This window comes from Mycobacterium yunnanensis (assembly GCF_025823185.1).
In the GTDB taxonomy this organism is placed as follows: Bacteria; Actinomycetota; Actinomycetes; order Mycobacteriales; family Mycobacteriaceae; genus Mycobacterium; species Mycobacterium yunnanensis.
This window is the reverse complement of record NZ_JACKVK010000005.1, coordinates 453,971-475,842: the sequence shown is the minus strand read 5'-3', so window position 1 is coordinate 475,842 and position 21,872 is coordinate 453,971. Positions and strand designations below refer to the sequence as shown.

Genomic DNA, 21,872 nt, shown 5'->3' with positions numbered 1-21,872 from the left:
AATCAAACGGTGTCCGTACACCGACAGCCGCCCAGACACAAAACATCGACTCCGAGCAAACGGCTACCGGTGTCACCGCAGTTACACCTCCACCAGCCGGTGCTTCGAATCAGAACGCGGACAACCGCGGCACTCCCCAGAACGTGCAGAACGCTGGCTTCAACAGCACCCAGACCGGTGCTCCTTCGACACCTGCACCTCGACCACCGGCCCCCAGCCCCCCAAGCGCCCCCAGCCTGAACATGGGCGGCGGCGGTTCTCCTTCAGCCCCGTCCACCGGCGGTGGCGCGTCAACAGGTGGCTCGGCGTCCTCGCCGTCGCAGTCGATGAGCGGTGCGTCCGCCGGCGCGAAAGCCAGCGCGGACATGGGCGCCAAGGCAGATCCGGCCGCCGACGCCAAGAACGCGCCGGCCAAGGCGGGTGCCACTGGCGGTCCGGGCGGCGGAGGCGAGAAGGCCCCCGCCGATCAGCTCGCCAAGGGTCTCAGCACCGCTCAGTCAGCCACCGCGCAGCCCACCATGTCCCCCGCAGCGGCCACCGCCCCACCGCCCACACCCCTGGCACCCCCGACCGACCCGGCCGCATCCGCTCCCATCCAGCACTCCGCCGGGTCGACCGGCGGAGCTGGCGGAGGAAGCGGCGGCGGTGTCGGTGGAATGGCCGGCGGCAACGGATCATTCGGCTCGCCGTCCGCCAGTGCCCCGACGCCACCGCCGATGCCCTTGGGTCCCCCGGCCACCCCACCCCCGGCGGGCCCACCGTCCCCAGGAAGTGGCAGCGGCACCCCGGCCCAACCTGCGGCGTCGACCGGCACCGGCCCCGGCGTCAACGCCGCCTCGACCAGCCGAGTCGACCCCGCACTGGCCGGCGTGGCGCCCATCCCGGTGTCGCCCGCCCGACTGGAGCGCGACGCCATCCTGTCCGCCTCGACCGCCGGCGCCATGCAACGACACCGCGGCAACGCCAACGCCGCCCTCATCCAGGCCCGCCGCATCGCCGCCGCGCTGAACATGGGCGCCCCGCAATACGGCTTCTACTGGGTGACCGGGCTGACTGCCGACGGATCCATCGTCGTGGCCAACAGCTTCGGTCTGGCCTACATCCCCGACGGCGTCGAGCTCCCGGCTCAAGTCACGGTGGCCTCGGCCGACGAATCCATCAGCCCGACCGACCGCGGCAAGTGGGCCACCTACCCCATCCTCGCCATCCAGGGCTGGGCTCAAGCCCACGATCACACGCTCCGCGCGGTCATCGCCACCAAGGAGCAGTTCGCCAACTTCGACCCCGGTGTCCCGAAGGTCGTCCTGCAGCGCGACGACATCCCGGAGACCGGAAAGATGCAAGGCCGCAGCCGACTCGAGGTGATCGCACCCAGCGTCGCCACGCGGCTGGCATCCGTCGCCGACGGCGGATTGCAAGACCTGCTGCCGGTCGCGCCGACCGATTCCACCGCCCCCGAGGACAGGACCGCGGCACTGTGGTTCGCCCTCATCAAGCCGCTGATGAGCACGTCGCCCGACCGCGGCGTCGCTCACCTCGAAGCGTTCGTGACCTACGCCGATCACGCTCAAGAGTTGGCACTTCACAAGGCGCACAACGCTCTTGATGCGGAGGTCCAACGATCTGCCATCGCCGACTGGGTGTACTGGCAGCACCTCAGCGTGCTGATGTCAGACGCGATCAGCTCCGAGGTGACGGTCTAATCGGTTACAGCTCGACCGTCGGGTCCGGTGCCGCGTGCCGCGGTGACCCTGGTCGAGGTGCGGCGGCCGCAGCCGGAGGTGCCGGCTCGGGAGCCCGTTCGGCGGACTTGTCGCCCGCGGCCGCCCCCGGCGAGCGCTTGTCGTCCTGCTCGCGGCGATCGTCCTGCGGCGGCGCGTCGCCGTCGGCCGGCTTATCCGCGCCGACCTCGGACGCCGACGAGGCACCGCTGCCTGCCCCAGCCATCTGGCTAATCTGCTGAACGCCCTGCATGATCCCTTGTGGCACTTGACCGAGCGCGCTCATCGCCTGCATGGGCATCTGCGCGGCCTGGCTCGCCATCTGCATGGGCATGCTCATCATCTGGCCCATCTGCCCCATCGCGCCCCCGGCGCCGCCACCCGCGCCCAAAGCGGCACCAGCACCACCAGCGCCCGCGCCGCCGGCACCGCCCGCCTCACCGAATTGCAGCTTCTCGTAGTTGGCGGCGAGCTGAGCGTCGGTCTCCGAGTAGCGTCCCGCGGCCGCCATGACGTTGTTGGCCGTGTCCGACGCCTCGGTCTTGAGTTGCGGAAGCTGCTGTTGGATCGGGTCTTCGAGGCCTTGCAACTTCTCCGAGATGGCCTGACTGATCGCATCCGATCCGGTCACCGTGAAGGGCGGGGGTGCGTCGGGGAGGTCTCCCGCGGCAGCGAGCAGCTGACCGCCGTACTTCTGCAGGAGTTCCGGATCCACCTTCAGAGTCGGATAACCACCGGGGCTGCTTCCCATGTCACGCCTCCGCTCAGAACCGGATGTTTCGCAGCAGGTCGTAGACGCCCGCAATCCACAGCAACAGCGGGATGACCGCCGCGATGGCCACCCCGTCCAAGAGCTCGAGGATGCGCTTGGTCACCGGCGACACGCGCCGCACGCCCTCGGTGGCGCCGATTAGGATCAGCGTCACCACGGCACCGGCCACGTAGATGCTGAGCACCAGCCATGCGCTGCTCGGATCCCACAGCGTCAACCTGATCACCACACCGGTGGGAATCGCGACGGTGGCAGCGAGAAGGGCCCACGCGCACCATCTTTCGGCGTAGAGCCGGGATCGGAAGGCACACAGGGTCGTCACCAGGCCCGCCACGATCAAGCTGTGGACGAAGAAGTGGCCCTGCTCGACGACGGTTATCGCGCCGGCGGCGAGCACCAGCACGCCCGCCGAGAGGAAGCCGATGAGTAGATGCTTGGCCAAGTGGCTGCGCTCGGTCAGGCGGGCAGCCGACTCCGGGACCGAGGCAATGATCGCCTGCCAGGTGGGCGACTCCTCGTCGGTCGCCTCGTGGGCCGACACCGGGTCCAGCAGTTCTTCGTTCGCGACCGTCTCACCCGGGGCCGGGATGGGCGGCAACGCAATTCGCGCGACGGCCACGGTCATCTTCGCGGAGTTGGTCACCACGATCATGCCGAATGCGATGGCACCCGCGGGCACCCATTCCTGCCAGCCGTAACCGTAGGCCACCGCGGCCAGCGTCACTGCGACGGCGCCGACGGCCAGGAACGAGGCGACCTCGGCACGCTTACGCGGACCACCACGCGACGCGAGTACGACCAAGAGCACCACCGCCGCGGCGCCCGCGACGTTGGGCGCGCCTAAGCCGTCGACCCCGACGGGAAGTGGCACCGCCAACGCCGCGGCGCCGGCGAGCGGTGCGAGAGAGGCGATCAGCAGGCTCTCCGAGGTACTCGGATTGCCGTAACGGTTGCGTGCCACCACGCTGCCGACGAAGGTGCCGACGCCGAGCAGCCCCAGCGCCAGCGTCCACCACCAGCCGTGGTCGGTCTGCGCCCAACTCAGCACGACCAGCAGTGCCACGATCGTCGAGACGACCGGAATCGTCAGCCCGACGAACCGATTCAGGGCGCGGCGGTCGAATTCAGGCGACTCGTCCAGAACCGCGATCGCGTCGATCACGTCCTCGACCAGCGGTCGGTACCGCTCGGTGCGGCTCACCGAGACGAGAGTCAACAGCGCACCGTCGACGACACCGGCGTCGTCAAGCGACTCGGACGCCTTCAGCGGCGGTGCACCCGGACGCGCGAACGCCCACTCTCCCTGCGCCTTGAAGTCGAACCCCGCCAGCACGTCGGCCGGGGTGTCCTCCAGCAGTTCCGCGAGCACGGAGACGGTCTCGTCGATGTAGGTCTCGACGGGCGCCGCCGCCGGCAGCACCAAATCGGTCATACGCCGACCGGTCAGGATCGTGACGCGGGTCGTCGAAGGCCTGCCGGGCGTGACGCTCGACGAGGTGGGTGCGGCGGCTGTGGCGGTCAACGACGTTCGAGTCGGTCGAAGTCGTCGGACAGCGCGGCGGCCAGTTCGGTGACCCGTCGTTGAAAGTCGCGGCCGAGCAGATCGAGTTGGATCTCGGGACCCGCGGCGATGTGCTTGTCCCAGGGCAAGACGATGACGCGGCCAGCCGGGACGTGGCGCTCGAACTGCTGCACGAGGTCGTCGACGTCGATGTTCGGCTTGCCGGGGGTGACGTGGTTGATCACCACGCACGAACGCCCCAGCAGGTCCTGATATCCGTTCTGCCGCAACCAGTCCATGGTGACCGCGGCTTGCCTGGCACCGTCGATGGATGCGCTGGCGACGATCACGAGGCCCGACACCGTGGAGAGCACACCGCGCGACGCCGGCTGGAACAGCCCGGCACCGCAGTCGGCGAGGACGAGGTTGTAGTACCTCGACACGATGCCGACGGCACCCTTCCAGTCGTCGTCGTTGAACTCGCGGCGCGCACCGCTGTACTCCTCCGAGGAGAGGACCTCGAGATTGGAGCCGTTCATGCTGGTGTACGCGCGGATGTCGTTGTACCGCGACAATTCCTTGTCCGACAACAGATCTGCCACCGTGGCCGCGGACTGGCGGCCCGCCCGGTCGGCGAGGTTGCCGCCGTCGGGGTCGGCGTCGACCGCGAGGATCCGGTCACCACGGATCTTGCTCAGCGACGAACCGAGTGCCACGGTGACCGCGGTCTTGCCGACACCGCCCTTGAGTCCGAAGATGCCGATTTGGTAGGAATCGCGCGCGTTCCGGCGGATCCGCGAGTGCAGATCCATCTCGTACATCTCGTCCGGCGAGAGCCCCAGGTTGATTCGGGTGAGCAGGTAGACGATGTGGCGCCAACCCCGCTGCGACGGCATCTTGACCGCGGACCGCACACCGACGTGCGACAGAGCGTCGATGGCGCGGTGATTGCCCATCGTCGCGGCCGACGTCGGAGCCGGCGGAACCGAAGCCTGTTGGGCCGACGCCCACGTCGGGGGGCTTTCGGACGGCCCGTCGGCGTAGTGCTGTGGCGGTGCCGTCGTGGGCCGGGCCGGTGTCGCCGCGGTCGTGGCCCGCTGGTCGAAGCGCGCACCGGTTTGGGTCGCGGCCTGCGGGGCCCGCATCAACCCGTTTTGGACGCGTGGCGCACCCGCCTTCGTCGGGGGCATCTGCATCGTCACCTCGGTGGGCCGCGGTGGAGACGCCGTCGTCGGGCTCGGCGCCGATTGGGCCTGTGCGGGCAGCGGTCCGGACGGCAGGTCACCCCGGGCCGGGGCCGCCGGCGCGGGTGCGGCCGGTGCCACCGAGTCGCGGTCGGCGGTCACGGGCTCCTCATCGGGCTGTGACGCCTCCGAGGAGTGGAAGAGCCGATCGTAGTCCGCCGACATGGGTTGCCTCTCAAAGTGTTTCGATCGCGGGAAGACGTGCATAGGTGGGCGGAGGGGCGGTCACCCTGCCGCCCACCTGAAGTAGGGCGACGATTAGCCGCCGAAGCTACCCGCAACGTGTTGGTCGGTGCCCTGCATCGTCATGCCGGCCTCGCTGATGGTGGTCGCGAGGTTCTGCAGCGCGGCGTTCAATTCGGTGGAGGCGTTGTTCCAGCGCATCTGCACGGCCTCGTAGGACGCCTGGCCGGTGCCCTGCCACGCGGCCTGCAAGCGGCCGAGGGACGCGGTGCCCTCGTCGAGCAGCCCGTGCACGGCGCTTCCGTAGCCCTGGACCTCTCCAGCGGCGGCCTCGATCTGCGCGAAGTTCCAAACCTGTTCACTCATGTCGTGTCTCCTGACGCTCGGGCTGTCGTTAACCGTGGATGTTCAGATTGATGGTCTGCCCCAGAGCAGCGCTCTGGTCCTCGTCGGTCGACGCGTACTGCGTGCCGCCGGTGTGAATGTTCGCCGAGATTTCGTCGAGCTCGTTCTTCTGGACGAGCGCCGCTTCCTGGTAGCGCACGAATGCCTGCTGGGTGGCGGTGCCCGCCTGGCCCACCATGTGCGTCGCAAGTCCGCCGGCGGTCGAGTCGACCTGGCTCATGATGGCCCTCAGCTGCGAGGCGATGGACTCGAAGTTGCTGGCCTCGCTGGCGAGGACCGCTGAGTCTGTCTGCATCGGTTGACCCATTGCTGTTTACCTCTCTCATCCTTGTGTCCTCACCAAGGCTTTGGCGAGTCTTCCAGCCCCCCGGGCCGGAAAGTCTGTGGTGACCGTTACCAGTCGTCGTCGTCGTCTTCGCGCGTGTCCGTCGGCAGCGTGGTCGGCACCTTCAGGCCGGCCCTGGTCCCGCCACCGCCGTTCTTGCCGTGCTGGCCGGCGGCACCCATGGGCCCGCCGGCACCGGCGCCCGAATTGCCGACCGGCGCAGCTCCGGGACCTCCTGCACCGGGCGCGGCACCGACGACGCCGGCCTGGGCGGACGGTGCCGCCGCCTCGGGACTGGCGACCAAGCTGGACATCAGCGGTGTGCGCGCGGCCGAGCCGCCCATCCCCGGCAACGAGGCTGCCCGCACCAGTCCTGCGCCGCTCCCCGCACCCGATCCCCCGGCGAGCGGGTGATTCGACATCGGGCTGGCCCCGATCAATCCGATCTGGGCGCCCTTGTCGGAACCGAAGCTGCTGCCCATCTGGCTGAACATCTGCGTGAACTGCTGCATCGGTTGAGTCATCTGCTGCAACGGCTGGGTGACCATCTGACCGAGCTGCTGCGGCAGCTGCGCCACGGTCGACCCGATCTGCGACGCCACCTGCGTCATCATCTGCATGCCCTGCTGCGGCTTGTCCTGCTGGCTGGCTGCCTGCTGGCCGGCGTTCTGGGCGTTCTGCGAGGCACCCTCGGCGCGCTCGGCCGCAAAGGCCCCCTGCCCGACGGCGTTGCCCACCGCCATGTTCGTCGAGTCGACCGCGCCCTGTGCGGTGACGTAGGCAAAGGTCGCGTCACGGACGACGGCGCCGCCCATCAGCGCGGCATTCTGCGCGACGGCCGTCGCAGCGCCCATCTCACCGACCCCCGGCACCACGATCGGCTTGGGCGGCAGCACCGGCTCGAAGATGGTGTTCATCGACGTCTCGGCCTGGTATCCCTCCATGGCGCCCGCCGCCTGGTTCCACATGCGCACGAAGTAGTCGAACTCGTTGGCGCCGATCGGCGCCGTGTTCACACCGAGGAAGTTCGTGGCGTTGAGCACCGCGTTGGTGATGTGGTTCTGCTCGATCTCGGGCAGCGGCGGCGTCGTCGTCAACGCCGCGGCATAGGCGCTCGCCTGCGCAATTGCCTGCATTGCGCGCTTCTGCGCCTGCAGCGCCGCGGTCCGCAGCCACTGCACCATCGGGGTCGAGGCGGTGATGGCCTGCTGACTACCCGAGCCCTGCCACGACCCTTGCAACGCAACCAAACTGGCGGCCAGTTCCTCGGCCTGCGTCTCCAGCGAGATCGCCAACATCTCCCACCCGGCGGCGGCCTGATACATCGGCGCATCGCCCGCACCCGCCATCAGCCGGCCCGTGTTGACCTCGGGCGGTAGCGCGCCATAGAACATGGCGAGCATTGCGGGCACGGCGGACATGGTTTGCTGAGCTCAATCTCTCTGGGTCGTGAGGAAGTCTTAGAGAAGCGTCGTGGCGGTGGAGGCGTCGACCGCCTCGTAGATCGCCGCCGACTCCACGTACTGCAGGCCGGCCCGCGCCAATTCCTGCTGTGCGAACGCGTTGATCGCATTCATCTCGAGCGCCTCGGTCGCAAACGACAGGGCCGCCTGGATGGACACCTCGTCGACGCCGGCGGGCACCAACGCGCTGGCCTCGGTCGTCGCCGCCATTCCGGTCGCCAAGCCGCGGGTGCCGTTTGCGGTCACCTCGGTGCCGACCCCGACCGCGGCGGGATTGTGTTCCAACGGTTGCATTTCGATCACTCCTCACTCATTGCGAATATCCCTCGACTGCGAAGCCAGGCGGCCCGCCCGGAGCGGAAATCTTGCTCCCCCGTCGGATCCCCCTGGATCCTTTGCTGGGATGTACCCCGCATTGTTGCTATTCGTCTGTGTCGAATATTACCGGCACCTCTAGGGTGCTGCGAACACTTCTTCTTCGGGGGGATCGACGTACGCCGCCTGGATGACTTCCTTGCCGTCCGGAGTACGTAGGAGACCCTGACCGGGTGGCCGCCGCTTCAGCTTGAACTCGCTGGTGGGGAACTCCATCTTCTCGCCCGAGAGGAACAGCGTGGGCGAGCCCGCGCCGTAGGCGGCGCCGACGAACTTGTCCATCGTCGAGCGCTGGGCCTGACTCATTTGGCAGGTCACGATGAGGTGCAGGCCGATGTCCGACGCCGCGGGCAACAGCGGCGTCAGTGGCGTCATCGGTCCGATCGGTCCTCCGGCGCCCACGACCATGTGCCAGTCATCGACGAGCAGGACCACGTCGGGTCCCTTCCACCAGGAGCGGGCGCGGAGTTGAGCCGTGGTCAGATCCGGCGGAGGCAGCCTCTGCTTCAACGCCGAGGCCAACGCCTTGATGGCCTCCTCCAGGGCAGCGTTGTTCCGGTTGACGCCGGCACCGTCCATGATGTGGCTCTGCGGCACCGCATCCAGTAGACCCGAGCGGTAGTCGGCCAGCATGAACCGGACCTGTTCGGGACTGTTGCGCGCGCAGATGGCCGACGCGACGGCGTGCGCGATGCGCGTCTTGCCCGACTTCGGCGCACCAAAGATGAGCAGGTGCGGCGACGAGTGCATCGAGCTGTAGGCCACTGACAGATCGGATTCGCGGACGCCGAGCGGGATGGTCCACCTCGTCCGGTAGTCGCTGTCCGGGCCGGGCGGGGCCGGGTCCAGTTCGTCGAGGTAGATGCGCTCGGGAAGCACCCGCACCTTGGGCGCCTCGTCGGAGTGCTGCGAAGAGACGTACTGCACGGCCGCCGTGATCGCCGGGACGATGTCGGCTACGCCGTGGACGCCGTCGAGCCGCGGCACCCCCATCATCAGGTGGTGCTTCTCCATCGAGATGGCGCGCCCGGGCCGGTTGGCCGGGATCTCGCGGGTGATGCGGTCGACCTGGGTCTCGTTGACGTCGCCGAGCCGGAACTCCACCTTGGTGCCCAGGTAGTCGCGGATGCGGGACTTGAGCTCGGTCCACCGTGGCGTCGAGATGATGGTGTGCACGCCGTAGGCGAGGCCCTGACCGGCGAGGTCTTGGACGACGGGCTCGAGTTCGGGGAACTCCGCGACGAACGCCGGCCAACCGTCGATGATCAGGAACACGTCGCCGAACGGATCCGCCGACGCCGGGTGGCTGGGGTCCTCGCGCATCTGCCGGTAGGAGGCGATGGAGCCGACCCGGTACTCCTTGAACGTCGCCTCGCGTTGACGGAGCACGGCCTTCATCTCGGCGACGACGCGGTTGACGCGGTCGGGTTCCGCGCGGGTGGCGACACCGCCGACGTGGGGCAGGTCCTCCAGGTACATCAGGCCGCCGCCGCCCATGTCCACGCAGTAGAACTGCACCTGCCGCGGCGTGTGGGTCGCGGCCGCGGACAGCACGAGGGTCTGCAGGAACATCGACTTGCCCGTCTGCGGGGCCCCACCGATGGCGATGTTGCCGCCCGCCGCCGAGACGTCGACGCCCCATACCTCTTGCCGATGTCGTCTGGGTTCGTCCATGATGCCGAGACCGAAGCGCAACGGCTGACGGTGGTCGCGCGCGACGAGTTCGTTGACCGGTGTCGGATCGGTCAAGGGCGGCAACCACATTCGGTAGGCCCGCATCTCACCGGTGCCCAGCTGCCCGAGGACGACCTCGCGCAACACGCGCTGTTCAGGCTCGATGGTCATTCCTCGACTCCTGCTCGTCGTCGTGAAGTCACGAGATCACCGGCTCCGGAATGGGCGTGGCCGTGAACGGCCGGATCCGCAGCGGACTCTGGGCCGCGTGCTTTGGGGCGGCCACGGCGTCGGATTCCGAGGACGCGGGAACGTAGGTGGTTCCGGTGAACACGCTGCGGAACTTGACCGGGTCCTCCATGCCCACTCGCAGGAAGCCGACGCCGCTCTCGGCGTTGGTGATGTACTGCGCCTCGGGCGTTCCGATCACCGCCTTGGACTCCGCCGAGCTCGTCGTCCGAAGCGCGATGCGGTAGGTCAGGTTCGGTTCGAGCTTGTCGATCCGGACGCCACCGGTGTTCAAGGACTGCGTGGCGAGCAGCAGGTGCACTCGCAGCGAGCGACCGACCCGACAGATCCGGTCGAAGAGCGCAATGAAGTCCGGGTGGTTCTGCAGCAGCTCGGCGAACTCGTCGACGACGACGAACAGCGTCGGCAACGGGGCGAGATCGGCGCCGCGCTCACGGTGCTTCTCGTATTCGGCTACGCCGGACAGGGCACCCGCTGCACCGACCTGGATCCCGGCTTGACGCAGGATCGACTGGCGGCGGTCGAGCTCGCCGGAGAGCACCTCGCCCATGCGGCTGACCAGCTCGGCCTCCTCCTCCATGTTGGTGACCACCGCCGCGGTGTGGGGCAGCTTCTCCATGCCGAGGAACGTCGAACCGCCCTTGAAGTCGGTCAGCAGCAGGTTCACCTGGTCTGGGTGATGCGTCGCGGCCAGCGAAAGGATGAGCGTACGAAGGAATTCCGACTTGCCCGAACCGGTGGTGCCAATCAGCATCCCGTGCGGACCTGCACCGAATTCGGCGCCCTCCTTGATGTCGAGGTACTGAATCTCGCCCGTCTTGAGCTCGTGGCCGAAGGGAATGCGAAGCCGGTCGCGGTCGAGGTCGGTGAACATCCGCCACCTGGACGGCGTGACCTCCTCCACGCTTTGCGCGCCGACCAGTTGGTGCCACTCGGTGGCTACCTTCTTCTGTACGCGCGTGGTCTTGTCGATGATCGTCCCGGTGATCGACCAGCCGGCGAGCTTGCGCGCAATGCGTCCGGCCTGGCCGGGCGTCATCCGGTCGCAGGTGCTGGTGATCAGGCGAAAGTTCAGATTGGGCAGCTTGTCGTCGGCCGTGCCGTCGGCGGCCACCCGGATGCGGTAGGCCGACCGATGGTTGCCCAGGGTGATGACCGTGACGCCGGCACGCCCGTCCATCGGGAACCCCGCCCGCCCACCGGTGAGGTCGACGACGACGACGTAGGGTCCGGTGGGCGCCGAATCGGCCGAATGTGGGCCGCGCGCAGTCAGATCCGCCAGTCCGTCGGGTCGGGTGAACACCAGCCGTACGGCACCCGCGGCGTCGGTGTCGGTCTGATGCTGCACGTGTGGCAGCCACTTCAACCAGGCCCAGTCGGGATCTTCCGGATCGTCGGTCAGCACCCGGATCTGCAAGAGGTCCGGCGGATGGAAGACGGCCAAGTGGCAGATCATGGCGCGTAGCAGTGCGGCTGCACCGCCGGGGTCGCCACCGACGGCGATCGTCGGAAACGACCGCAGCTGAACGAGTTTCGGGCAATCGTGGATGAGCCCGTGCGTACGGAGGAACTTCGTCACCCACATGTGGCTGACGGGTTCCAGGTGGGGCTGCGGCGCGGCCTGCGGGCCCGCGAGTTCACCGCCGACGTTCGGCTTGAGCAGCCGGTCGACGGCTGCCTCGAGGCCGACGCCGATGCGGGTGGCCGCGAAGAAGTCGGCGTTGGACGTTCGCGACCATTGGCGGTTGCTTCCGATGATCGACAACAGGTCGTCGGGATGCGGGGCGTGATAGTTGAAGAAGGCGACCTGCGCGGCCGCCGACGACGTGACGCGCGTGCGGAGGCCGGCGAGGTACCGCAGGTATTCCTTGCGGTCGGCGTTGATCTCGGGCACCTTCTTTCCGCCCGGGCCGCCACCGGCCATGAAGCCGACGGTCCCCATGATCATCATCAGCGGCATCATCAGCATGTACGGCGACAGCTGGCGGATGCCGGTGAAGATCATGATCGCGATCATGCCGAGCATGCCGCCACCCATGACGTACGGAAGGATCTTCTGGACGCCCGACGGGGGGATCTCGACCCCGAGGTCATCCGGTGGGGTCACGTTGATCTCACCAGGCGTGAGCCGCGGCCCGCGCTTGATGATCGGCGTGAACTTTCGCGTCGTCACGAGCCACCTCCGGCCCCCGCCACCACGGGTTGCCTTCCGTCGGGAATCTTCCTGGGGTCGGGATCCGGTGGCAGCGTGTCGTGTTCGAGCAACGCGGCCTCCTTGGACAGCACCGGACCGTCGACCAGCAGACCCACGACCTGCCACGGCGCGGTCAGCGGGGTGGTCAGGCCCAGCTTGTTCGCCGTGTCCTGGTTGGGAATGCCGTACCGCACACCCTGGGGATCGATGTAGTACAGGCTCTCGCCATAGCGCGGGTCCGGGGACTGCAGCTGAACGTACTGGCCGCCGGCGATGTACACCGTTGCGTCACCGCCGATTTGGTCGATACCGGTGGTCATCGCCGAGGCGGCGATCGGCAGGTGCCTGCCGGCGATGACCGAGACCTTGGGTGACTGGTCACCCGGTGCCCGCTGCCACGACCAGCACAGCGCAGGCGCGTCTTCACGCAGGAGCATCTGCAGCGGCGTCGCAGGCAGCGGTGAGGTGAACACCTGCTCGGCGATCTTGGCGACGACGCTGGACTCCACCGACGGCGGGGAGATCAGCCCATAGGAGTTCGACGCCCGCAACGCCGCGGCGGTGGTGTCGTTGACCTTGGCCACGCCGTCGGGCAGCACGACGTACTGCTGGGCGCCCGAATCGGACACGGTCTGGAAGATCGATCCGATGACCAGGTTGGCAGGCAGCCCAAGGGTATTGGGTGCACCGGCAGCGGGCACCTGCGGCAGCATCCACGGACCAGCGTTCGGAAGCGCGTTGTAGAGACCCTCCGAGATTGGCGTCGACTTCGCGGTCACCGGGATGCCCACCGCCGAGGTGACGGCGCGGTCGGACAGGTCGATGGCGTGCCGGCCGGTGGACGTGACGAGCCAATCCCGGTCTTGGAACGACACCAGCATTCCCTGCCCGGGCGTCATCGGGGCGACGGAGGAGTCGGTGACGAGCGGCAGCACGATGATCGACGTCGCGACGACGGGCGCGACGCTCTCGGCCTTGGTCACGGTGTCGCACAGAGTCCAGCTCGACTCGGCCACGCCGGCAACGGGTGTCGCATAGGGAGCACCAGGAATGCCGATCGGCTGTCCCTTGGGCATACGGTCGAGTTCCTCGGACTTCACTGCCTTCGGCATGCCGGCGTTGCCGAGGACCAATCGCGCCGAGGTCAGGTTGTAGACCGGTCGCAACTGGCCGTTGCCGGGCATGACGACGTAGAGCTGGTTGGTGTTCCGGTCGACCAGCAGGGTGTCGCCGCCACTCTTGCCCAGCGGTTTGAAGTAGGCCAGCAGGGCGGCACCCAGACAGATCAACACCGCGATGACGATGCCGAGAGACACTGCGCGACTGTAGAACTGGAGCGGATCGTCGAACATGCGCGTATCGCGACGCACGATCGCGTGCTCGACGCGCCGCAGCAGGAAGCGCCAGCCGCTGACCTGGACCTTGGTGGTCAACCGGAACCCTGCCATGGGTCAGTCGCCGATGTTCAGTCGGCTGTGGACGGCCTCGATGGCGCCGGCCATGTCGTCTCCGTCGATCTCGCTGAGCTGATCCACGCCGAGGCTCTCGAAGTCCATGGACCTGGCCAACCTCATGTCGCGGCTCTGCTCGCCGGCCTCCACCAGCTGCCGGGCGTAGCGGCCGTTGCCTGCGATGTCGAGCGCCGGCTTGCCGTTGAGCGACCGCTGGCTGAGCAGGGTCGCCGCGGCCAGCACACGCTTGGTCGCCTCCTCGCTGAGCGTCGAGTCGTTGTTCTGGGCAAGGACCTTGGCGATCTCGACGATCTCGTCCGGACCGTAGGAGTCGAATTCGATTCGAGTCGAGAACCGCGACCGCAGACCGTCGTTGGTCTCCAAGAGCCGGTCGATGTCGTTGGGGTAGCCCGCGATGATCACCACGAGGCGGTCGCGGTCGTTCTCCATCCGCGCCAAGAGCGTGTCCAGTGCCTCGGTGCCGAACGGGTCGGCCCGTCCGTCGCGTTCCTGCACCAGCGTGTAGGCCTCGTCGATGAAGAGCACTCCTCCGACGGCGCGGTCGATGGTGCGTGACGTCTTGACCGAGGACTGCCCCTCGTACTCGGCGACGAAGTCCTTTCTGGAGGTCTCGACGAGCTTGGGTTCGGCGATCACACCGAGACCGGCCAGGATGTTGGCCACCACTCGCGCGATCGTCGTCTTGCCCGTCCCCGGCGGTCCGGTGAAGATGATGTGCTTGGACTGCTGAGCCACCTTCATTCCTCTGGCGGCCCGTACCTTCGCCATTTGCGTTGCGGCGCGGTATCTCTCGATCTGCTCCTTGACCCGGCTGAGACCGATCTGGCGGTCCAGCTCGGCTTGGGCCTCGGCGAGCAGCCGCTCACGTCCGGAGTTGTCGGCCACCACACTGCTGGGGTCCCACGGATCTCGGCGAGCGGCGATCTTCTCGGCCGACGTCGTGGCGAGCCGGTAACCCGGGTCCCGCAGCGCAGCGGTGACCTTGGGCTCCGAATGCGTCGCCTGCAGCCATTCGAGCAGCACGACGGCGGACTCTTCGTTGCCGAGGCTGCGCCGCGTCATCGCCAGATACCACGCGATGGCCAGCCCGCAGGCCTCACCGGCCGGTGAGGAGTTGGCCTCGGTCAGCCGACGCTCGGCCTCGTTGAACAGCCCGAGGTTGGCGGCCGCGACGCCGTGCGCGACGCTCGCGGCCGCCCCCAGGAACTTGTCGGGCCACGCGCTGGCCCCCCGCACCTCGTCGATGACGTCGGTCCACCGCTCGGCCGCGCCGTAGACCACCGCCTTGGCCCACGCCACCAGGTGATCGGCCCCGCCGGGATGGACGGATTCCAGCGCCTCCATCGCGTCGGCGTAGTTGCCGAGCAATGCCTCGTTGACGGCGAAGCCCAGCGTCAGCGACAGCGGCGAGTTCACCGGATAGGTGATGTTGCCGAACATTCCACCGATCTCGACGCGTGCCTCGAGCACGTTCATGGAGACCTCGGCGGCACCTGCCAGCTGTCCGAAGCTGCCCCGCGAGTACCACGCGCGAAACAGGGTTGCGCGGTCGGAGTCGCCGCAGCGGATGCGGCCGACCCAGGCGTCACACGCCGTGTCGTCGACGGCGGTGATCTCGGTGAACATCTGCATGGATCGGTTTGGCGCGGTGGGCAGCATGCCGACGGCGCTGCCAAAGAGCGCGCTCAGGTGCTCATTCATGGTCACCTGCATACCGCGTCGCGAAGGCGCGTGCGCGAGCGGCACTGGCGTCTTCCGGCGACGGCAGGTCGAGGTCTCTGGAGAGGAAGTCACGGGTGGCGGCGTCGTCGTGGCCCTGCTGCCGCATCCCGTCGAGGACGTGGACGTACTGCGCGGCCCTCGCGTCCTGAGTGGCGAGTCCGGCGATGACGACGATCTCCTCCGCGAGATCGGCTTCGGTCATCGAGATCACTTCCTGCGCTAGGTCGATTCGGTGGACGCCGCCGTCCGTGAACGCGGACACGGTGACCGTGCCGGACGGATTGGTGACGGTGAAGGTCGGGTGCTCGTCGCCGTCGTCGGTACCCGGCTCGTCCTCGTCTCGCGGCCAAGAGTCGTCCATCACGTGATGGCCCTTCTCAATCCGCAAGGTGGGCGTCGAAGTCGAGCGGCTTCTTGTCGAACCAGGCCTTCGAGGGCAGGAACTCCATGAGGCCGTCGAGGGCCCGCTGAAGGTTCTCGTTGGTGCCTGGCAAGAAGCTTCCGTACAACTCGCCGTTGACGCGGCGGGGCAACGACACGATCCGGCCCTGGCGGGAGTCCAGGACACCGGCCGCGACCTCGGACTGGGTGTAGGTGCCACCGGGGTGACGCTCGTTGGCGGTGATCTCCACCCAGCTGCTCGGCGCCGCGGTGATCTCGGCGTACAACCTGGCCGACGGCGGGTCGATGCCGAACTGGGCGAGTTGATTGGCCGTCGTGGACTGCCCGAGTTGGCTCGCCACGCCGGTGAGCGGTTCGACGTCGGCGGGGGACGCGGTGCCCAGCACCGCCGTCACCATGCCGGCGAGTCCGACCTGCGGCGCGATGCGTTGCAGCACGATCATGTCGCCGTCGCGCGCGGCGATGACGTGACGGTCGCCCTTGCGGCAGACCGCGAAGCGGACCATCTTGCCCAATTCACGCCGCCACCAACGGCCCTCGAGGGTGCGGTCGGCACGGCTCAACGTGTCGACCATGGCCGCGACCTCGGGATGCGGTGCCCCGTAGAAGTCCAGCACGCCCTGGTCGGTGAGATCGCGGGCGACCTGTGCCCAGACGATGTCCCGCAGTTCGAGCTGCGGGATGTTGGGGCGGATGCCGAGTGCCGGCGGGAACTCCATCATGTGGAGCCGGTCGGCGATGACGAGCATGCCGTCGATCGTCACTTCCACGGCGACGACGTCGTCGACGTGCGTGCCACGGCTGCCGGTGGGCATCGTCACGGTCGGTCCACTCCCTTCACCTGTACGTCGGTCCGGGGGTCGGGACGAGTGCCCGCCTCGACGTGATCACGGTCGTGCAGTGCGCCCCGCCGAGATTTGCCGACGACCCGTCGGCCACCGATGCGATGGTCAGATCCCAGTCCCCCACTGGATATGAGGCTACCAGCGGTTTCGGCATCCCCGGTGCACTAATTGACGCCGCCACGGATCGGTTGAATCCGTCCTTTAACCACCGTTGAACTGTGTCTATGACGATTCACGCGAACCGACCGGCCTGGCGTCCGTCGCCCCGGGCCGAGACGGGCGAAGCCTCGGACCCCGGCGGCAGCGCTTGCAACAAGGTCGGATTCGTGCCGTGCGCCGGCTCGAACCCCGTCGTCTGAGTTCGCCGACCGATCGTTTGCTAGGCAGCGTGACGAATCCGGCGGGGCTCGACGCCACGGTCGCGTCCTCGCCGGGTGGTTGATACTGGACTCCGAAGCCGGCTGGCGCGTCGTGTGGGACACGGGAAGGAGCATGGTGCCGTGAGCGATCGCGACGATGCCCTGCGCAGGGAACTGGGCTGGACCGGACCAGAGGACTCGGACTACGAGCCCAATCCCGACCCACCACAAACCTTTACCTCCGCCACCGCTCCGCTGCCACCGCGGCCGCCCGTCGACCTGCCCGAATCGTCGCCACCACCACCACGCGAGCCGCAACGGTTCGGCCCGCCCCAGGGACCACCACCGCAGGGACCACCACCCCAGGGCCCGCCACCGCAGGGCCCGCCACCGCCGCAGTGGCCGCCGCAGCCGCAGCAACCGCCTCCGACCTGGCACCAGGGTCCACCCCAGCGGCCCGGCCCGCCGCCACCCGGCCCGCCGCCCCCGTACGGCACGTGGCCGGGCCAGCCCCCAGGGCCGGATCCCCGCCTCGCGCCGTCGGCTCCCCCCGCGTCGTACGCCGACCGGATCCGCGCCGACGACTTGGTTCGACCCCGGCGCCCCGTCCCCGCGTCGGGGTGGCGGCGCGCGGTGCACCGGCTGACCTTCGGACTCGTCAACCCCGGCCCGTCGCCACAGGAGATCCGCCTCGCCGAGCTCGAGGCCCGCGTCAAGGTCGTCATGCGCGGCCATTACAAGGTTGGCGTGATGGGCAAGGGCGGCGTGGGCAAGACCACCGTGTCGGCCAGCATCGGCTCGGTGTTCGCCGAACTACGCCAGGAGGACCGCGTCGTCGCGGTGGACGCAGACACCGCCTTTGGCAAGCTCGGCAGCCGTGTCGACCCGAAGGCCATGGGCTCCTATTGGGAGCTGGCGGCCGATCAGCACCTCGAGACGTTCGCCGACGTGCGCAGCCGGGTCGGCAACAACTCCGCCGGGCTGTTCGTCTTGGCGGGCGAGGCGAGCCCGGCGCGCCGGCGAGTGCTCGACCCGGCCATCTATCGCGAAGCCACCGCTCGGTTGGACCGCTACTTCTCCATCACGATCGTCGACTGCAGCTCGACGATGGACACGCCGGTCACCCAGGAGGTGCTGCGAGACCTCGACGCGTTGGTGGTGGTCTCGTCACCCTGGGTCGACGGTGCGGCGGCGGCCGGTCAGACGCTGGATTGGCTGGCCAACCGCGGGCTGACCAATCTGCTGCGACGCACGGTCGTGGTGCTCAACGATTCCGACGGGCATGCCGACAAGCGAACCAGGGCGATCCTTGCCCAGCAGTTCGCCGGCCAGGGCCAAGTGGTGGTCGAGGTCCCGTTCGACCCCCACCTTCGACCGGGCGGGGTCATCGACGGCACGGCCGTGATGTCCGAGCCCACCCGCCGCAAGTTCGTCGAGGTCGCCGCCGCGCTGGCCGAGCACTTCCCCACCACCGACGACCGGAACCGGGACCGCCGCTGATTCAGCTCCAGTCGAGCTGCCCGATCAATGCCTCGACGGCGGCGACTGCGGTCTCTGGAACCGTCTGCTCCGACTCGAGGCGGACGATGACGTCCTCCTCGACGCCCGCGGCTTGGGCGGTCTCATCGATGGTGAGGTTGGCGGTGCGACGCGCGGCATAGAGGCGCTGACCAAGCGTGGCGCCCTTGGCAACTGCAGCCCGCATGGTCAGCTCGTCCATCCGTCGCCGGACCGTGCTGAGCGCGCGGATCAGGGCGGGGGTGACGCGACCGATCCTCGTCGCGCGCGCCGCCACGGCCTCGAGTTGCCGGAGATCGGCCAGGATCGCAGAGACCCGCGCGATGAAGTCGGGGTCGTCGACGGGTGGCAGTGCGTCGACCGTGGAGCCAAGGGCATTGGCCGCGGCCACCACGGCTTCGGCGATGAGCGAGCCCTCGTCACCAGCGGCCGCGTCCCGACGTCCGACCGCCGTGGGCTCGGGCTCCGCCGTGGGTGCGCCGGCGCGCAGCCGATTGATCGTGCCGGGAGGCCACCGAAGGACTTCTTCGAGCTTCGCCCGGGTCTTGTCGCGCGGCCAGCTTCGGCCCTTCTCGAATGCGATCAGGGCGCCGGCGTTGATGATGCCGTCGGCGGCCAGGCTGCGCTGTGAGATGTCCAGTTCACGCCGGCGGGCAGCCGCTGCTGCTCCGGCTCGGGCCATGCCCGGGTCCACGATCGTGGCGTCGTCGTCCGCCTCCGCCGGGATGGTCATCTCTGCTTGGTCCTCGTCGAGCTGCGATGGTTTGACGGCCCCGCTGACCGTAGCAGTCGTCTCCGACCGCTTCGGTTGACCCCCTGAACTGTCTCATCGCTACGGCTGGCGGTCAAGACGGGAAATGACGACGGCTTGGTGGCAGCGGTTGCGTTCTCCCAGTTGAGCGGTAGTCACAGTCGAATATGGGTCCGTCCGCGACCTGGCGACACCGGACGTTCCGCAGCGGCCCCGCCGAACTGCTTCGGTTTGAACTGTTGCATTGCTACGGTTTAGTGCTATACATTCTCCCCATTGCGACGCCCCGGACGGCGACGCCGGAGAGAGGAGTACGACATGCAGGCTTCCCGGATTGGACTGGCGGCGACGAACCCCGTCGGGTTGGACGGACTACCACTCGGCGAATGCACCAAGGATCCGGAGCGATGGACGACCGTTGCCGACGAGGACGCGAAGGCGATCTGTCGGACCTGCCCGCGCCGGTGGGCATGCGCACGCGAGGCTGTCGAACTGCCGAAGGCCGAGGGTTTGTGGGCAGGCATCGTGGTGCCAGAAGCCGGCCGCGGCCGCGGTCACGCCCTGCGTCAGCTTCGCGAACTGGCCGAGCGCCACGGCTATCCCGTTCGCGCTCGGCGAATCTTCGTCGAACAGTTCCTGGAATCTGCCTGATCAACGGCTGAGTCACGAAGAATCGGCGTCGAGGGGTCGCCGGTTCGGAATACTCAAGGGCCCCTGAGCGGTTAGACTCTTCGTGACGGTGCCGCTCATGCCCCGGGTACCAACTAAATTCGTCGCCTAGAGCGACCACTTGCCGTGAGGCGCCATGGCGGTACCGTCGCCTAAGCCGCTGATGCACTCGCATCGGCGGCTTTGGGTTTTCTGGGGCACGTTGGGCCTGTGCATCGAGTCCGGACTGTGGATGACTCCGACTTCCGCCCGCAAATTCGTCGGCAGCCACTCGTAGCTTCACCGACATGACCACCTACTGGATCAACACCGTCAGCCGAGGCCATGTGGTGCGAGGCGTGGCCGGGGGCTTCACCCAGGCCAACCACGGCAAGCCGCACATGTTGCGGCGGATGGCCCGCGACGATTGGATCGTCTTCTACTCGCCCAAGACCGACTATCCCGACGGCGCGCCCCTGCAGTCGTTCACTGCCATTGGCCGGGTCGTCGACGACGAGGTCTACCAGGAGGACTTCGACCCGCAGTTTCAGCCGTGGCGGCGCCGGGTCGAGTTCCTGCCATGCGTCGAGACTCCGATCCGTCCACTGATCGACGAGCTCGACTTCATCGAGGTCAAGGCCCAGTGGGGTTATCGCTTTCGCTTCGGTGTCTTCAAGATCGACGTCGGCGACTTCGAGTTGATCCGCGCGGCCATGACGGGGTCGACGACCCCGCCCGGAGCTACTCTGACGGGGTGAGCAACACCGAGGCCGCGCCCGAGCACGTCGCCTGCGGTGCCTCGCGATTCACCGGTGTCCTGCACCCGCGAGAGGTGCCACTCGGAGGTCCTCGGGCGATTCGGGTGCGCCGCACCTTGCCGCAGCGCGAACGGTCGCTGATCGGTGCGTGGTGTTTCGCCGACCACTACGGCCCGCATGACGTTCGAACGAGCGCGGGCATGGACGTCCCACCACATCCACACACCGGACTGCAGACCGTCAGCTGGCTGTTCAGCGGCGAGATCGAGCACCGCGACAGCGCCGGCGTGCGTGCCGTCGTGCGCCCGGGCGAGCTCAACTTGATGACGGCGGGCGCAGGCATCTGCCACTCCGAGGTGTCGCAGCCCACCGCACCCATCCTGCACGGCGTGCAGCTGTGGGTGGCCCTGCCCGACGCCGACCGGCACACCGATCGCGACTTCGCCCACTTCGCGCCGGCCGCCCACACCATGGGCGACGCCGACGTCCGGGTGTTCCTCGGCGAACTCGACGGGGTCCGTTCTCCGGTGCACACCTTCACCCCTCTGCTGGGCGCCCAGGTCGACCTGGCGCCGGCCGGCACGGTCGAGTTGACGGTCGACCCGGCCTTCGAACACGGCGTCCTGCTCGACCAGGGCGACGTGCGCGCCGGCGACACGCCTCTCGACGTGGCCGACCTCTGGTTTCAGTCACCGGGCCACGACGTCGTCCGGCTCACCAACGGCGGCGACACCCCGGCGCGGATGCTGCTCCTCGGGGGTCTCCCCTTCGGTGAGGAACTGGTCATGTGGTGGAACTTCGTCGGCCGAACCCACGACGAGATCGTCGAATACCGTCGAGAGTGGGAGCGGCACGACGACCGATTCGGTTCGGTCAGCGGCTACCCGGGTAGCCGATTGTCGGCCCCGCCGCTACCCAACTCGACGCTGCGGCCCCGTGCCAACCAGCTGACCAAAGGAGATCGATGACCGCCGCCAGCACCACCGACAAGACCGGTGCGGAAGCCACCGTCACCGCCGAGTCCGATCGCTTCGTAATCGCCGTCGACGGCAAGCAAGCCGGCTTCGCCGAGTTCTTCGACGGCGACGGTCGTCGCACCTTCCCGCACACCGAGGTGGATCCCACGTATCAGGGACGCGGGCTGGCGACGATCCTGGTCGCCGAGGCGTTGCGGTCCACGAAGGAAGCAGGTCTGCGCGTGGTGCCGGCCTGCTCCATGGTCGCCAACTACATCGACAAGCACCCCGAGTACCAGGACATCACCGACGCATCCTGATCGCCGATCGACGCG

General features: G+C 68.2%; 20 protein-coding genes. 6 read left to right on the top strand and 14 right to left on the bottom strand.

Annotated elements, in window-relative coordinates:
* Window positions 1-326: 326 nt before the first annotated feature.
* Entirely contained in the window at window positions 327-1,703 is a 1,377-nt protein-coding gene (locus H7K45_RS09535; protein WP_263995540.1) for an EspK C-terminal domain-containing protein, read from the top strand.
* Window positions 1,704-1,707: 4 nt separating this feature from the next.
* On the opposite strand, the gene H7K45_RS09530 is transcribed toward H7K45_RS09535, so the two are convergent.
* The 13 genes from H7K45_RS09530 to H7K45_RS09470 form a co-directional block, all read right to left on the bottom strand.
* Window positions 1,708-2,472 (bottom strand): type VII secretion target, encoded by a 765-nt coding sequence (locus tag H7K45_RS09530; protein WP_263995539.1) that lies wholly within the window; start codon window positions 2,470-2,472, stop codon window positions 1,708-1,710.
* Between the two features lie 13 nt (window positions 2,473-2,485).
* Window positions 2,486-4,015 carry a type VII secretion integral membrane protein EccD gene (gene eccD / locus H7K45_RS09525; RefSeq protein WP_263995538.1) on the bottom strand — a complete coding sequence of 510 codons (1,530 nt, stop codon included), beginning with the start codon at window positions 4,013-4,015 and terminating at the stop codon, window positions 2,486-2,488.
* Entirely contained in the window at window positions 4,012-5,403 is a 1,392-nt protein-coding gene (locus H7K45_RS09520) for a MinD/ParA family ATP-binding protein (RefSeq protein ID WP_263995537.1), read from the bottom strand. The genes eccD and H7K45_RS09520 overlap by 4 nt, the downstream gene beginning before the upstream one ends.
* Before the next feature lie 93 nt (window positions 5,404-5,496).
* On the bottom strand, window positions 5,497-5,787 hold the full coding sequence (locus H7K45_RS09515; protein ID WP_263995536.1) for a WXG100 family type VII secretion target: 291 nt from the start codon (window positions 5,785-5,787) through the stop codon (window positions 5,497-5,499).
* A 28-nt stretch (window positions 5,788-5,815) separates the two neighbouring features.
* Window positions 5,816-6,121, bottom strand: coding sequence for a WXG100 family type VII secretion target (locus H7K45_RS09510; protein WP_276069729.1), 306 nt, complete (start codon window positions 6,119-6,121; stop codon window positions 5,816-5,818).
* Between the two features lie 98 nt (window positions 6,122-6,219).
* Window positions 6,220-7,572 (bottom strand): PPE family protein, encoded by a 1,353-nt coding sequence (locus H7K45_RS09505; protein WP_276069728.1) that lies wholly within the window; start codon window positions 7,570-7,572, stop codon window positions 6,220-6,222.
* A 39-nt stretch (window positions 7,573-7,611) separates the two neighbouring features.
* Window positions 7,612-7,908 (bottom strand): PE family protein, encoded by a 297-nt coding sequence (locus tag H7K45_RS09500; RefSeq protein ID WP_263995534.1) that lies wholly within the window; start codon window positions 7,906-7,908, stop codon window positions 7,612-7,614.
* A gap of 159 nt (window positions 7,909-8,067) precedes the next feature.
* The gene (gene eccCb / locus H7K45_RS09495; RefSeq protein ID WP_263995533.1) at window positions 8,068-9,834 is read right to left on the bottom strand and encodes a type VII secretion protein EccCb; all 1,767 of its coding nucleotides are present in this window, start codon (window positions 9,832-9,834) and stop codon (window positions 8,068-8,070) included.
* A gap of 28 nt (window positions 9,835-9,862) precedes the next feature.
* Window positions 9,863-12,085, bottom strand: a complete 2,223-nt coding sequence (eccCa, locus tag H7K45_RS09490; RefSeq protein ID WP_263995532.1) for a type VII secretion protein EccCa — start codon at window positions 12,083-12,085, stop codon at window positions 9,863-9,865.
* Window positions 12,082-13,554 (bottom strand): type VII secretion protein EccB, encoded by a 1,473-nt coding sequence (gene eccB, locus H7K45_RS09485; RefSeq protein ID WP_263995531.1) that lies wholly within the window; start codon window positions 13,552-13,554, stop codon window positions 12,082-12,084. Before eccB ends, eccCa begins: the two co-directional genes overlap by 4 nt.
* A gap of 3 nt (window positions 13,555-13,557) precedes the next feature.
* Entirely contained in the window at window positions 13,558-15,279 is a 1,722-nt protein-coding gene (eccA, locus tag H7K45_RS09480) for a type VII secretion AAA-ATPase EccA (protein WP_263995530.1), read from the bottom strand.
* Window positions 15,272-15,661 (bottom strand): DUF2694 domain-containing protein, encoded by a 390-nt coding sequence (locus tag H7K45_RS09475; RefSeq protein ID WP_263995529.1) that lies wholly within the window; start codon window positions 15,659-15,661, stop codon window positions 15,272-15,274. The genes eccA and H7K45_RS09475 overlap by 8 nt, the downstream gene beginning before the upstream one ends.
* A 16-nt stretch (window positions 15,662-15,677) precedes the next feature.
* A complete protein-coding gene (locus H7K45_RS09470) occupies window positions 15,678-16,517 on the bottom strand; it encodes an ESX secretion-associated protein EspG (protein WP_263995653.1) in 840 nt (279 codons plus the stop codon).
* 530 nt (window positions 16,518-17,047) lie between these two features.
* Here H7K45_RS09470 and H7K45_RS09465 point away from each other — a divergent pair.
* Window positions 17,048-18,406, top strand: coding sequence for a MinD/ParA family ATP-binding protein (locus H7K45_RS09465; protein WP_263995528.1), 1,359 nt, complete (start codon window positions 17,048-17,050; stop codon window positions 18,404-18,406).
* 1 nt (window position 18,407) lies between these two features.
* On the opposite strand, the gene H7K45_RS09460 is transcribed toward H7K45_RS09465, so the two are convergent.
* Window positions 18,408-19,157 carry a helix-turn-helix domain-containing protein gene (locus H7K45_RS09460; RefSeq protein WP_263995527.1) on the bottom strand — a complete coding sequence of 250 codons (750 nt, stop codon included), beginning with the start codon at window positions 19,155-19,157 and terminating at the stop codon, window positions 18,408-18,410.
* A 336-nt stretch (window positions 19,158-19,493) separates the two neighbouring features.
* On the opposite strand from H7K45_RS09460, the gene H7K45_RS09455 reads away from it, so the two are divergent.
* From H7K45_RS09455 to H7K45_RS09440, 4 genes are all read left to right on the top strand, one after another.
* Entirely contained in the window at window positions 19,494-19,826 is a 333-nt protein-coding gene (locus H7K45_RS09455) for a WhiB family transcriptional regulator (protein WP_263995526.1), read from the top strand.
* A gap of 305 nt (window positions 19,827-20,131) precedes the next feature.
* Window positions 20,132-20,581, top strand: coding sequence for an EVE domain-containing protein (locus H7K45_RS09450; protein ID WP_263995525.1), 450 nt, complete (start codon window positions 20,132-20,134; stop codon window positions 20,579-20,581).
* Window positions 20,578-21,549 carry a pirin family protein gene (locus tag H7K45_RS09445; protein ID WP_263995524.1) on the top strand — a complete coding sequence of 324 codons (972 nt, stop codon included), beginning with the start codon at window positions 20,578-20,580 and terminating at the stop codon, window positions 21,547-21,549. Before H7K45_RS09450 ends, H7K45_RS09445 begins: the two co-directional genes overlap by 4 nt.
* The gene (locus H7K45_RS09440) at window positions 21,546-21,857 is read left to right on the top strand and encodes a GNAT family N-acetyltransferase (RefSeq protein WP_263995523.1); all 312 of its coding nucleotides are present in this window, start codon (window positions 21,546-21,548) and stop codon (window positions 21,855-21,857) included. Before H7K45_RS09445 ends, H7K45_RS09440 begins: the two co-directional genes overlap by 4 nt.
* Window positions 21,858-21,872: the final 15 nt, after the last annotated feature.